Genomic DNA, 13,051 nt, shown 5'->3' on the forward strand with positions numbered 1-13,051 from the left:
GGCATAAGCTAACAAATCTGATTTTTTTAGCGAGTTTCAGACAGATATTGATCCCGGTCACACTGGCAGCAAAGGCAACCAGCCTCGTAAATTAAACTGTACGTATAACGCTTAAGGGGTAAAAATGGCGAACTCGCCGTAATTTGGCTTTAGCATTTAATCGATAATTATTTTCATCATATTGAAATAAAATAACACCATAGGGATTTGGTTCATGAAAACACCAGAGCTGATTTTGTTGCAGTTGAAAACCTTGGGGCCGCATTCCGCCAAAATGCTGGCTGAGCGTCTGGACATCACCCCAATGGGTATCCGTCAGCATCTGCAATCCCTGGGAAAACGTGAGCTGGTTTGCTACGAAGAGGCGCGTACCAAAGTGGGCCGCCCCACGCGTTACTGGTCGCTGACCCATCAGGGCCACGCCGAGTTCGCCGATTGCCACGATACGCTTGCCACGGCATTGTTGGAGTCCGCCCATCCGCTGTTTGGCGACGACGGAGTGGAACAGCTGATTAGCGAACGTGAAGAAAAGCTTTATCAGCGCTATGCCGAAGAGCTGTCGGAAGAAACCAGCCATCAGGGCAGACTCGCCCGGCTGGTGCGCCTGCGGCAGCACGATGGTTACATGGCCGAGCTGTTCGAACATCCGCAGGGCATGCTGCTGGTGGAAAACCACTGCCCGATCGGCGTGGCGGCCACCGCCTGCAGCAGCCTGTGCAATTCGGAACTGCGCCTGTTTCACCGCCTGTTTGGCCACGGCTACCGGATAGAACGCGCTGCGCATGCCATTTCCGGCTCACGACATTGCGCTTATTTGATTCGACCATTGGAGCTTTAGAGTATGGCTGACTGGGTTACTGGCAAGGTTACGCAGGTAGAGCAATGGACCGACGGGCTGTTCAGCATTACCGTCGATGCCCCTATTGATACCTTTACCGCCGGGCAATTTGCCAAACTGGCGCTGGAAGTTGACGGTGAGCGCGTGCAACGTGCCTATTCCTACGTCAACGCACCCAGCGATCCGAATCTGGAGTTTTACCTGGTTACCGTGCCGGAAGGCAAACTGAGCCCGCGGCTCAATCAGCTGCGGCCGGGCTCGGAAGTGATGGTGACCAAAGAGGCCGCCGGTTTTTTCGTGCTGGAAGAAGTGCCGGAATGCGACACCTTGTGGATGTTGGCGACCGGCACCGCCATCGGCCCTTACCTGTCCATCCTGCAGGAAGGCAAAGACCTGGAGCGCTTCAAAAATTTGGTGCTGGTGCATGCAGCCCGCTTTGCGCGCGATCTCAGCTACCTGCCGCTGATGCAGCAATTGCAGCAGCGCTATAACGGTAAACTGCGCATTCAGACCGTCGTCAGCCGTGAAGACGCCGCGGGTTCACTGACCGGGCGCGTGCCTGCGCTGATCGAAGACGGCCGGCTGGAAGCGGCGGTGGGGTTGCCCCTTGATGCCGAAACCTGTCACGTCATGTTGTGCGGTAACCCGCAGATGGTGCGAGATACCCAGCAGACGTTGAAGGATCAGCGGCAGATGCGCAAACACCTGCGCCGCAAGCCGGGCCATATGACTAGCGAGCACTACTGGTAACCCCACAGGATCATTTACTGCGGAACCTGACCGGCTCAGCTTCCGGGCCGAAACGGTTGTTCCCTGGGGTGCCGACAAAGGCGCCGAGATCAATCATCATCATTACGATAATCAGCGTCGGGATAAAGCGCCCGACGCCCCACTGCCAGATGGGTGCCAGCATCTGCCAATTGCCCGCGGCCAGCATCCACGCCAGAATCAACAACAGCGCCCACCAGCCGGCCTTGTTGCGATCGTGCAGGCGTTTGATCAGCACCGCCGCCGTTGGCCACAGCAACGCAACAATGAAGAATGCGATCGACTGGATAGCCACCAGTTGGTAGTTCGCCAAAGTAAAGGCTACGGCCATCAATACCAGCCAGGCCCCCATCCAGATCCAGAAGTCACGCCGCCCGATGCGGCCCTTAAAAGAAAAACACCACTGTTGTAACGTCATCGATTCCTGTGCTCTTTGCCTGCCCATATTCTGTCGCGCAGTGTAACATAGGCCCCGCTGGGCAGAGATTTACGCCCTGCATTACGCGGAGTAACGCACAGCTTTCCCGTCAGTAAGCGATAATGGCGCGGGATCTTTGACAATCCCCCTTGGTTATCGCTTTAATCGGAGTCATCTTTGTTCTTGATGCCATGTATGCCATGCTGAGAAAAACCACCGCCTTCGCCTGCCTGTTGCTAAGTATCAGCAACGCCTGGGCCGATCCGCCGGATGCCGCCGCCAGTGCGTCGCCCACCGCACCGTATCTGCTGGCCGGTGCGCCGACGTTTGATCTGACGGTGGTAAAATTCCGCGAAAAATACAACCGCGATAATCCAACGCTGCCGATCGGCGAATTTCGCGCCATCGCAACCGCAGAAGATGACTCGCCACTGCTGACGCGCGCCGCCAGCAAGCTGAATGAAAACCTCTATGCCTCCACCGCGCTGGAAAAAGGCACCGGTAAAATCAAAACGCTGCAGATCACTCACCTGCCGCTGCAGCAAAGCAACGAAGAGAAAACTGCCCGCAGCGTTGCCGTCAACTACATGGCTGCGCTGATGCGTCAATTTGAACCTGTGCTGACGGTGGAACAAAGCCTGGCAAAAGTGACCAGCCTGCTGGAAAAGGGCAAAGGCTCACGCTTCTACCAACAGCAGGTCGGCGCGATCCGCTACGTGGTATCGGACAACGGCGATAAAGGGATAACTTTCGCGGTTGAACCGGTTAAGCTGGCGTTATCCGAGCCTTAACAGCACGGCATTTAATGACGAAAAGCAAAGCCTTCGCGCTTAATCATCTCTATACTGTTGGCCAGGTAAACTGCCGAGCCGGCAGTGGTTATTTCGACTCTCGCGTTCCCTTGTTGGAGGAAAAAACATGCGTCATCCATTGGTTATGGGTAACTGGAAGCTTAACGGCAGCACTCACATGGTTAACGAACTCATTGCCGCTCTGCGTAATGAACTGAGCAGCGTTGACGGTTGCGGCGTCGCTATCGCACCGCCGGTAATGTACCTGGATCAGGCCAAGCACGCTCTGGCCGGCAGCCGCATTGCTCTGGGCGCTCAAAACGTAGACGTGAACCTGTCCGGTGCATTCACCGGCGAAGTTTCCGCTGACATGCTGAAAGATGTGGGCGCGCAATACATCATTATCGGCCACTCCGAACGCCGCACTTACCACAAAGAAACCGACGCGGCGATCGCCGAAAAATTTGCCGTGCTGAAAGCGGCCGGTCTGATCCCGGTGCTGTGTATCGGTGAAACCGATGCAGAGAACGAAGCGGGTAAAACCGAGGAAGTTTGCGCACGCCAGATCGACGCCGTGCTGAAAACTCAGGGTGCTGAAGCGTTCAAAGGCACCGTTATCGCTTATGAACCCGTGTGGGCCATCGGTACCGGCAAGTCCGCTACCCCTGCGCAGGCACAGGCAGTACACAAATTTATCCGCGATCACATCGCCAAGCAGGATGCTGCAGTCGCAGCGGAAGTGATCATCCAGTACGGCGGCTCCGTGAACGATAAAAATGCTGCCGAGCTGTTCACCCAGCCGGACATCGACGGCGCGCTGGTTGGCGGCGCATCGCTGAAAGCTGACGCTTTCGCCGTGATCGTCAAAGCCGCTGCAGCCGCTAAAAAAGCCTGATTTCATTCGGCTCATAAATAAAAAACCCCGGCATACCGGGGTTTTTTATTGCTGCGTACGGAGATCAGCGTTTGCTGATCTCATCGAACACGCCGCCGGTAGCAAAGTGCACCTTCTGCGCTTCGGTCCAGCCGCCGAAGGTATCATCCACGGTAAACAGTTTCAGTTTCGGGAACTGGTCGGCAAACTTGGCCGCCACTGCCGCATCACGCGGGCGATAGTAGTTTTTCGCCGCGATGGTCTGCCCTTCCGGCGTATACAGGTACTTCAGGTAAGCCGTAGCCACATCGCGGGTCCCGCGCTTATCGACCACTTTATCCACCACTGACACGGTTGGTTCAGCCAAGATCGATTCGCTCGGAGTGATAATCTCAAACTTGTCTTTACCCAGCTCTTTTTCCGCTAGCAACGCTTCGTTTTCCCAGGCGATCAGCACATCGCCGATACCGCGTTCGACGAAAGTATTGGTTGAGCCACGCGCACCGGAATCCAGCACTTCAACGTTTTTATACAGGTTTTTCACGAACTCCTGCGCCTTGGCTTTATCGTTATTGTTATGGTGCAGCGCATAGCCCCAGGCAGCCAGATAGTTCCAGCGAGCGCCGCCGGAGGTTTTCGGGTTCGGTGTAATCACCGACACGCCCGGTTTAATCAAATCAGCCCAGTCGTGAATTTGTTTTGGGTTGCCTTTGCGCACCAGGAACACAATGGTCGAGGTATAAGGCGCGGAGTTGTCCGGCAGACGTTTGATCCAGTCTTTGTCGATGCGCCCACGCTCGGCGATGGCATCCACATCATAGGCCAGCGCCAGTGTGACCACGTCGGCCTCAATACCGTTAATCACCGAGGTGGCCTGCTTGCCGGAACCGCCATGCGACTGACGCACAGTCACTTTATCGCCGGTTTGCTGCTGCCAGTACTTACCGAATGCGGTGTTGTATTCCTGATAGAACTCACGCGTCGGGTCGTACGAAACGTTCAGCAGTTGGATATCTTTCGCCATGGCGCCGGACGCCAGCAGCATTATTGTCAGACCTACACCCCATTTACGCATCGACAGGCTCTCCCAGAAAATTAAGCGCAACCTCAATCGGTTGATTTAACGTCAGAGCCTGCCAGAAACTCTCTCGCCAATTAAAGAATAAAAAATTTTGGGCTAGACGATTCTGGAATATAACCACAACAAGCAAAAAAAAGCCCCCGCATGCGGAGGCTCGTTACTGCCGGACTGAAATGAGATCAGTACAGTTTTTTCGCCGTATCCAGCCAGTCGCCCTTAAACGGACGCTTCATGTTTTCGATCGCATCGATGATGTCGTGATGCACCATCTTCTCGTTCTGGATACCGACGCAACGGCCACCGTAGCCCTGCAACAGCAGTTCGATGGCGTAAGCGCCCATGCGGGAAGCCAGAATACGGTCATAAGCCACCGGCGAACCGCCGCGCTGAATATGTCCCAGCACGGTAGCACGGGTTTCGCGCTTGGTTTCTTGTTCGATATGACGCGCCAGTTCATCGATATCGCAGATGTGCTCGGTGATCGCCACAATCGCGTGTTTTTTGCCTTTGGCGATACCGGCCTTGATTTCACAGACCAGGTCTTCGCGGTTGAATTCGGTTTCAGGCAATACGATAAATTCACAGCCGCCGGCGATGGCCGCCGCCAGCGTCAGATCGCCGCAATAACGCCCCATCACTTCAACGATGGAAATACGCTGATGTGAGGATGATGTATCGCGCAGGCGGTCAATCGCTTCGACCACAGTTTCAAGCGCGGTGAAAAAGCCGATGGTGTAGTCGGTACCGGCCACGTCATTATCGATGGTACCCGGCAGGCCGATACAAGGGAAACCTTCTTCCGTCAGGCGCTTGGCGCCCATATAGGAACCGTCGCCCCCAATCACTACCAGCGCATCGATACCGCGGTTTTGCAGGTTTTCAATCGCCTTGGCGCGTACGCTGTCGTCTCTGAACTCCGGGAAACGCGCTGAACCGAGAAAGGTACCGCCGCGGTTGATCATATCGGACACGCTATAGCGGTCCAACTGTTCCATGCGATCTTCGTACAAACCGAGGTAGCCATCGTAAATACCAAAAACTTCCAGACCTTCCGAAAGTGCGGCACGCACAACACCACGGATCGCAGCATTCATACCCGGCGAATCACCGCCACTCGTCAGTACACCGATTTTCTTGATCATGACTACCTCTGAACTGTAGATGCAATTTCTTAAGAATTCTGTATTCGCCGATTGCCTTGGAACCTCTCCGGCTGCAGAAAACCAGCGTTACGGCTTTATTGCTGGATATTATAACAAAAACACCCAGCTGAATTGATTCAAGTCACGCAATATTACGGTAAAAAAGCGACATGGCACGCTGAGCTAACTCGTTATTCGCCCGCCGTACTTATCCTGACCGCTCTGCATTAATTATAGCTCCCAACGCCCCTGCCGGCCCGTTGGCACCACGGAACAAGGGTCCTGGTGAATGAGGACATCCGCCCCCGGAAAACGATGCAGCAGCGCCTGCTCCACCTGCTCGGCCAGAATATGCGCCTGCATCAGCGGCAGCGCATCGTCCATCTCCAGGTGCAACTGGATAAAACGTGTCGGGCCGGACTGGCGGGTACGCAGATCGTGTGCGCCTTTCACCCCCGGCCAGGAAGAAATTACGTCGATAATCGCCTGACGCTCGTCATCCGGCAGTGCCCTGTCCAGCAGCGATTGTACCGCTTCATAGCCCATCCGCAGCGCGCTATAGAGAATGTAGACGCCAATCCCCAATGCAAACAGCGCATCTGCACGCTGAAAACCGTACCAGCTTAGCCCAAGCGCAATAAGAATAGCACCATTCATCATGACATCTGACTGATAATGAAGCATATCTGCGCGTACTGCCTGACTGCGAGTTTTTCTTACCACCCAACGCTGATATGTGACCAGGATCAGGGTGCTGAACAGCGCAACGATCGTCACGGCAATACCGATGCCGGGATCGCGCAAGGTTTCCGGCGAATACAGATGCTGAAAACCGGTCAGAAACAGAAAAAGCGCCGAGCCGGAAATAAACATGCTTTGCGCCAACGCAGCCAGCGATTCCGCCTTGCCGTGCCCGAAAGTGTGTTCCTCATCGGCCGGTTGCAGCGAGTAGCGCACCACCAGCAGGTTAGTCAGCGATGCGGCAATGTCCACCAGGGAATCCACCAGCGCAGCCAGCAGGCTCACCGAACCAGTGCGGTACCAGGCGACAATCTTAATCAGTAACAGCGTGGAGGCCAACACGGTGGCAGCTAACGCGGCAGACTTCACCAGACGCGCATATTGCGGTTCCATAACCTACCCTGGGTAAAACGTGAGAGGGCCAGTATAACGGAATGACAGGCAAAAAAAGCCCCGCCATCATGGCGGGGAAGACAGGGATGGTGTCTATGGCAAGGAAAAACAGGGGATTACTCAGTCATACTCAACTTCTGGGCAGAAGTTTGCTGCAAACCAGAAATTTGTTGCTCCATCTGCTGCATGCGCTGCTGATGCTTCTGGTCTAAAACATTTTTTTGCTGTGGTGTCAGCAGGTTATACATTTGATTGCGGACCCGGGCCATTTCGACCTGGCGCCTAACCTGTTGCTGAGCCATCTTTTCCGCCTGGCTATATACGGCGGCTTCATCAAATTTGTCTGCGGTCACCAGTTTATGCATGGCTTCCATTTCAGCTACATTGACACCAGGCAGATCGTGGCGCGCCTGGCGCATTAAATCGCGCATTTGCTGGCGCTGCTGCTCAGTCAGGCTGACACCGTCAAACATGTGGTGCTGGCCAGGGGCTCTGGTTATCGCATCATTTCCGGGAGTCGGTGCAGTTTCCGATGTAGTCTCGGCAGCGAACGCAGCGGTAGAACCTATTGCCAGCATTGATGCCATAACTAATGCGGTCACCTTACGCATTTTAACTCCTCGTTCTTTCTCACTTTGCGAATCAACGAGGAGCAGTGTACTGCTGCACCTGCAAACATGCGTCAGTGCATGTAAAACTACGTAAAGTCATGGAATGCCAACAGTTGATGACGTATTTTGCGTCAGGAGGTAAAACATAATGAATAAAATTCTGTTAGTTGACGACGACCGCGAGCTGACCTCGCTGTTAAAAGAACTGCTTGAAATGGAAGGTTTTACTATCGTCGTTGCTTACGATGGCGAACAGGCGTTGTCGCTGCTCGACAGCTCCATCGATCTGCTGCTGCTCGATATCATGATGCCGAAGAAAAACGGTATCGATACCTTGAAAGAGCTGCGCCAGCATCACCAGACGCCGGTCATTATGTTGACCGCACGCGGCAGCGAACTGGATCGCGTGCTGGGCCTGGAACTGGGGGCCGATGACTACCTGCCGAAGCCCTTTAACGATCGCGAGCTGGTGGCGCGTATCCGCGCTATCCTGCGCCGTTCCAACTGGAGCGAACAGCAGCAGAATGTCGATACCGGTGCACCGACGCTGGACGTTGACGGCCTGCAGCTCAATCCAGGTCGCCAGGAAGCCAGCTTTGACGGCCAAACGCTGGATCTCACCGGCACCGAATTTACGCTGCTGTATCTGCTGGCGCAGCACCTCGGCCAGGTCGTGTCGCGCGAGCTGCTGAGCCAGGAAGTGCTGGGTAAACGCCTGACGCCATTCGATCGCGCCATCGATATGCATATCTCCAATCTGCGGCGTAAATTGCCGAACCGCAAAGACGGCCATCCGTGGTTCAAGACCCTGCGCGGCCGGGGTTATTTAATGGTATCAGCAACATGATCAACAGTTTGACGGCACGCATCTTCGCCATTTTTTGGTTCACATTAGCCCTGGTGCTGATGCTGGTGTTGATGGTGCCCAAGCTCGACTCCCGCCAAATGACCTCGCTGCTGGACAGCGAGCAGCGGCAGGGATTAATGGTAGAGCAGCACGTCGAGGCCGAGTTGCAAAACGATCCTGCCAACGACCTGATGTGGTGGCGGCGTTTATTCCGCGCCATCGAAAAATGGGCCCCGCCGGGGCAGCGCCTGCTTCTGGTCACCAGCGAAGGCCGCGTGATTGGCAACATGCAACGCAACGAAATGCAGTTGGTACGTAACTTTATCGGCCAGTCTGATAATTCTGATCACCCGAAGAAGAAAAAATACGGCCGCGTCGAACTGGTCGGCCCGTTCTCCGTACGCGATGGAGAGGACAACTACCAGCTGTATCTCATTCGTCCCGCCAACAGCCCGCAATCCGATTTTATCAATCTGATGTTCGACCGGCCGCTGCTGCTGCTGATCGTCACCATGCTGATCAGCGCTCCCTTGCTGCTGTGGCTGGCCTGGAGCCTGGCAAAACCGGCGCGTAAGTTGAAAAACGCCGCCGATGACGTCGCGCGCGGCAACCTGAAACAGCATCCGGAGCTGGAAGCCGGGCCACAAGAGTTTTTGGCCACGGGCGCCAGTTTCAACCAGATGGTTAGTGCGCTGGAACGCATGATGACCGCCCAGCAGCGGCTAATCTCCGACATTTCGCATGAGCTGCGCACACCGCTCACCCGCCTGCAACTGGCTACCGCGCTGATGCGCCGTCGTCACGGTGAAGGGCATGAGCTGGCACGCATCGAAACCGAGGCTCAACGTCTGGACTCGATGATCAACGATCTGCTGGTGCTGTCGCGCGGGCAGCAAAAAAGCGAGTTGGCGCGTGAGCGGCTTCTGGCCAATGAACTCTGGGCCGACGTACTGGACGACGCCGGGTTCGAAGCCGAGCAAATGGGTAAACATCTGGAAGTCACCTCCCCTCCAGGGCCCTGGACACTGTTCGGCAACCCGGGCGCTTTAGACAGCGCGCTGGAAAACATCGTGCGTAATGCTCTGCGCTATTCACACACGCGCATTGCCGTGGCATTCAGCGCAGACAATCAGGGCATCACTATTGTGGTCGACGACGACGGCCCTGGCGTCAGCGAGGAAGATCGCGAGCAGATTTTCCGGCCGTTCTATCGCACTGACGAAGCACGCGATCGCGCTTCGGGCGGCACCGGTCTGGGCCTGGCGATTGTAGAGGCGGCAGTCAATCAACATCGCGGCTGGGTGAAAGCGGAAGACAGCCCGCTTGGCGGCCTGCGGCTGGTACTGTGGCTACCGCTGCACCAGCGTTGATCGCTAAGACAGGTCAGCAAGATTTTGCTATTCTGCGCCCCTCTTCATGAGGGGCCTTTTACATGCTGAATATCGTTTTATTTGAACCTGAAATTCCACCCAATACCGGCAATATTATCCGCCTGTGCGCCAATACCGGCTTTCAGTTGCATCTGATAGAGCCGATGGGGTTCCCATGGGATGACAAACGGCTGCGCCGCGCCGGGCTGGATTATCATGAATTCGCCAATATCCGGCGCCACGCCGATTACGACGCTTTTATCGCCAGCGAAAACCCACAGCGGCTGTTTGCCCTGACCACCAAGGGGACTCCAGCGCACAGCGCGGTCACCTATCAGGCCGGCGACTACCTGCTGTTCGGACCAGAAACTCGCGGTTTGCCTGCCGAGATCCTCGAGGCCTTGCCTGCACAGCGGAAAATCCGCATTCCGATGCAGGCGCAAAGCCGCAGCATGAACCTGTCGAATGCCGTCGCAGTGGTGGTATACGAAGCCTGGCGGCAGTTGGGCTATGCCGGGGCACTGATTAAACCTTAAGCGGTGACAATCGGCTCTACGGGGAGGATAATCTGAACGGATCGCCTCTCCGGGGACATTACATGGCTTTCACAGAGAGTATCATCGCCCAATTCCGTACGCTCGAAAACGCGCTGAGTCAGGCGTTATCGCGTTTACAGGACCCGACGGATACCGAGGCTCTGCATGATGTACGCATCAACCTGCGGCGTATCAGAAGCCTGCTGAGGCCATTGCGTGGTATGCCCGGCGTCGCACAGCGCGACAACGCTGCCGCCAGCCTGGGTAAACTCACCACGCCGATACGCGATTTGGAAGTGCTGATTGCCGAGCTGGCGCGACATCAACTAGAGTGGCAAACCAACGTCCGCAAAACCGAACTGCAAAGCCGCAACCTCGCTCTGACATCACATCCCTTGCTGTTTCGCTTTCCCAAATTGCTGCATGGCTGGCCGAAAAGCTTCCGGCGGGCCAAACGCCGGCATGCAAAACGCCGCGTTGCCCATCGCCTGTCCCGGCAGGTTAAACAATTGCGTCTGGCGTTGGCCGACACGCACTACGATCGCCACCGGCTGCGCCTGCTGATAAAACGGGTGCGCTATGCTGCCGACACCTATCCCCAATTCGCGCTTATCACACCGGAATCCGCCGCCTGCCTGAAAACGGCGCAAAGCGCATTGGGCGACTGGCACGATCGTTTTGTCTGGTGCCGGCAAGCCGAAAATCAGCAAGATCTCTGGCCACTGCTGCCAGAATGGCAAAAAGCTCAGGAAACGACGCTGGAGAGAGCGGAAACGGCATTGCTGTTGCTTTTGCGGACGCTTAACGCCTAAAACCCGCGACGCATCACGATCCTGACAAACTTTGTAAAGGCAGTGCACGTCTGGCCCCAAAACATTCACTGCGACAGAGGATAATGAGCTATGTTTTGTAAGGGTAATAGACATTCATCATAGGAAATCGTATGAAAAAAAAACGCTTGAGCGTTGCCATGGCAGTACTGGCAGCAGGCCTGTTGTTGGCGGGCTGTTCGTCTAAAGTAGCAAATACGCAGCAATATTCAGGCTTTCTGAGCGATTACAGCAAGCTGCAGGAAACCGAATCGGCCACCGGCCATAAAACGCTGCGTTGGATCGATCCTACCTTTAAAGAATCCAATTATCGGGGCGTCTATTTTTCTCCTGTGACCTATTACCCGGCGGCCAAACCGACGGCACGCGTCAGCCAGGATACGCTGAACAAAATCAAAGACTACGCCAATCTGCGAATCAACGCCGCCCTGAACGAGCGAATGACCGTGCTGCAAAGCCCTTCAGGACAGCGCGTGTTGCTCGCCAAGGTGGCGATCACCGCCGTATCGGCTGAAAATGAAGATATGAAGTTCTATGAAGTGACCCCGGTTACCGCAGTGATAGCCAGCACCATGGCCGTCAGCGGGCACCGCACGCAAAACACCACGCTGTTCCTCGAAGCGCAACTGATCGATCAGGATACCGGCAAAACGGTGATGGAAGTGGTGCGTAAGGGCTATGGCAAGACCGTCAGCAATGACTCCGCGCCGGTGACGGCGAACGAGGTCAAAGCGGCGATCGATGACATGGTTACCGATATCGTGAAATTCCCGAAACAGGGTTAATTCTCTGCCGGAAAACATCGGGGGAGCAAAAGCTCCCCCGATTTTATGCATCAGCAAACCGGTTTAAATGCCGTCGCCGTATTCAAAACCCTGATTAGTGCCGTTGAAGTACTGATCCATATCCATCGAAGGCGTATCGCTTTCCGGCCGGCCCACGATACGCGCCGGCACCCCGGCGGCAGTGGTGTGCGGTGGTATCGATTGCAACACTACCGAACCGGCACCGATTTTTGCGCCTTTGCCCACCTCGATATTGCCGAGAATTTTAGCCCCGGCGCCAATCATTACGCCTTCTCGGATCTTCGGATGACGATCGCCGCTGGTTTTGCCGGTACCGCCAAGAGTGACCGACTGCAGGATAGACACGTCGTTTTCAACTACTGCGGTTTCACCAATAACGATACCGGTGGCATGGTCGAGCATAATGCCGCAGCCGATGGTAGCCGCTGGGTGGATATCCACGCCAAAGGCGACCGAAATTTGATTTTGCAGGTAAATCGCCAATGCCTGACGCCCCTGCAGCCACAACCAGTGGCCGATACGGTAGGCCTGTAGCGCATGGAAACCTTTCAGATACAGCAGCGGCGTCGAGTATTTATCTACCGCCGGGTCGCGCAGACGCACCGCAAGGATATCGCGCGCAGCCGAGACAATCATCTGCTTATCGGCAAGGTAGGCGTCTTCCACCACTTCACGCACCGCAATGGCCGGCATAATCGGGTTTGCCAGCTTGTTTGCCAGAATATAGCTGAGCGCACTGCCCAGGTTTTCATGCTTGAGCAACGTCGCATGGAAAAAGCTAGCCAGCATCGGTTCACACTCAGCCAGCTCTCTCGCCTCTGATTTGATGCTTTTCCAGACCTGCTCTAACTCTTCTGACGACATCAGGTTCCTCTCCGCCTTGCAAAACAGGCTGCCTCACCGCATCAGGGTCAGGCAGCCCACATCAATTGCCGGGTCAGCATGCTGCCCTGCATATCGGTTTTATACTTGTCGCCTTTCAGGCCCCAGCCGTTGTCGGCTGTA

General features: G+C 55.5%; 15 protein-coding genes. 9 read left to right on the plus strand and 6 right to left on the minus strand.

Annotated elements, in window-relative coordinates; translation table 11 throughout:
• Window positions 1–214: 214 nt before the first annotated feature.
• Window positions 215–838: a helix-turn-helix transcriptional regulator gene (locus tag QZQ97_RS23555; protein ID WP_311995401.1), complete on the plus strand. Its 624-nt coding sequence runs from the start codon at window positions 215–217 to the stop codon at window positions 836–838.
• 3 nt (window positions 839–841) lie between these two features.
• Window positions 842–1,588: a ferredoxin--NADP(+) reductase gene (gene fpr, locus QZQ97_RS23560; protein WP_311995402.1), complete on the plus strand. Its 747-nt coding sequence runs from the start codon at window positions 842–844 to the stop codon at window positions 1,586–1,588.
• Window positions 1,589–1,598: 10 nt separating this feature from the next.
• Here the strand turns inward: fpr and QZQ97_RS23565 are convergent, their stop codons facing one another.
• On the minus strand, window positions 1,599–2,024 hold the full coding sequence (locus QZQ97_RS23565; protein ID WP_311995403.1) for a DUF805 domain-containing protein: 426 nt from the start codon (window positions 2,022–2,024) through the stop codon (window positions 1,599–1,601).
• Between the two features lie 200 nt (window positions 2,025–2,224).
• Here QZQ97_RS23565 and QZQ97_RS23570 point away from each other — a divergent pair, with 200 nt between their 5' ends.
• Both QZQ97_RS23570 and tpiA read left to right on the plus strand, forming a co-directional pair.
• The gene (locus tag QZQ97_RS23570) at window positions 2,225–2,815 is read left to right on the plus strand and encodes a DUF1454 family protein (RefSeq protein WP_311995404.1); all 591 of its coding nucleotides are present in this window, start codon (window positions 2,225–2,227) and stop codon (window positions 2,813–2,815) included.
• A 127-nt stretch (window positions 2,816–2,942) separates the two neighbouring features.
• Window positions 2,943–3,710 carry a triose-phosphate isomerase gene (gene tpiA / locus QZQ97_RS23575; RefSeq protein WP_004953219.1) on the plus strand — a complete coding sequence of 256 codons (768 nt, stop codon included), beginning with the start codon at window positions 2,943–2,945 and terminating at the stop codon, window positions 3,708–3,710.
• Between the two features lie 64 nt (window positions 3,711–3,774).
• On the opposite strand, the gene QZQ97_RS23580 is transcribed toward tpiA, so the two are convergent.
• From QZQ97_RS23580 to cpxP, 4 genes are all read right to left on the minus strand, one after another.
• Window positions 3,775–4,764 carry a sulfate ABC transporter substrate-binding protein gene (locus QZQ97_RS23580; protein ID WP_004953224.1) on the minus strand — a complete coding sequence of 330 codons (990 nt, stop codon included), beginning with the start codon at window positions 4,762–4,764 and terminating at the stop codon, window positions 3,775–3,777.
• 185 nt (window positions 4,765–4,949) lie between these two features.
• Window positions 4,950–5,912, minus strand: coding sequence for a 6-phosphofructokinase (gene pfkA / locus QZQ97_RS23585; protein WP_037425599.1), 963 nt, complete (start codon window positions 5,910–5,912; stop codon window positions 4,950–4,952).
• A 231-nt stretch (window positions 5,913–6,143) separates the two neighbouring features.
• Window positions 6,144–7,046, minus strand: a complete 903-nt coding sequence (gene fieF / locus QZQ97_RS23590) for a CDF family cation-efflux transporter FieF (protein ID WP_311995405.1) — start codon at window positions 7,044–7,046, stop codon at window positions 6,144–6,146.
• Between the two features lie 116 nt (window positions 7,047–7,162).
• Window positions 7,163–7,657, minus strand: a complete 495-nt coding sequence (gene cpxP / locus QZQ97_RS23595) for a cell-envelope stress modulator CpxP (RefSeq protein WP_311995406.1) — start codon at window positions 7,655–7,657, stop codon at window positions 7,163–7,165.
• Between the two features lie 148 nt (window positions 7,658–7,805).
• On the opposite strand from cpxP, the gene cpxR reads away from it, so the two are divergent.
• From cpxR to QZQ97_RS23620, 5 genes are all read left to right on the plus strand, one after another.
• The gene (cpxR, locus tag QZQ97_RS23600) at window positions 7,806–8,504 is read left to right on the plus strand and encodes an envelope stress response regulator transcription factor CpxR (protein ID WP_004953234.1); all 699 of its coding nucleotides are present in this window, start codon (window positions 7,806–7,808) and stop codon (window positions 8,502–8,504) included.
• The gene (cpxA, locus tag QZQ97_RS23605; protein ID WP_311995407.1) at window positions 8,501–9,874 is read left to right on the plus strand and encodes an envelope stress sensor histidine kinase CpxA; all 1,374 of its coding nucleotides are present in this window, start codon (window positions 8,501–8,503) and stop codon (window positions 9,872–9,874) included. The genes cpxR and cpxA overlap by 4 nt, the downstream gene beginning before the upstream one ends.
• A 62-nt stretch (window positions 9,875–9,936) precedes the next feature.
• Entirely contained in the window at window positions 9,937–10,410 is a 474-nt protein-coding gene (gene trmL / locus QZQ97_RS23610) for a tRNA (uridine(34)/cytosine(34)/5-carboxymethylaminomethyluridine(34)-2'-O)-methyltransferase TrmL (RefSeq protein ID WP_311995408.1), read from the plus strand.
• Window positions 10,411–10,472: 62 nt separating this feature from the next.
• On the plus strand, window positions 10,473–11,222 hold the full coding sequence (locus QZQ97_RS23615; RefSeq protein WP_311995409.1) for a CHAD domain-containing protein: 750 nt from the start codon (window positions 10,473–10,475) through the stop codon (window positions 11,220–11,222).
• Between the two features lie 131 nt (window positions 11,223–11,353).
• A complete protein-coding gene (locus QZQ97_RS23620) occupies window positions 11,354–12,025 on the plus strand; it encodes a DUF3313 domain-containing protein (RefSeq protein WP_311995410.1) in 672 nt (223 codons plus the stop codon).
• Window positions 12,026–12,088: 63 nt separating this feature from the next.
• Here QZQ97_RS23620 and cysE read toward each other — a convergent pair whose 3' ends face one another.
• On the minus strand, window positions 12,089–12,910 hold the full coding sequence (gene cysE, locus QZQ97_RS23625) for a serine O-acetyltransferase (RefSeq protein ID WP_311995411.1): 822 nt from the start codon (window positions 12,908–12,910) through the stop codon (window positions 12,089–12,091).
• Window positions 12,911–13,051: the final 141 nt, after the last annotated feature.

The sequence above is a fragment of the Serratia sp. root2 genome (assembly GCF_031931805.1).
GTDB classification, from domain to species: Bacteria; Pseudomonadota; Gammaproteobacteria; order Enterobacterales; family Enterobacteriaceae; genus Serratia; species Serratia inhibens.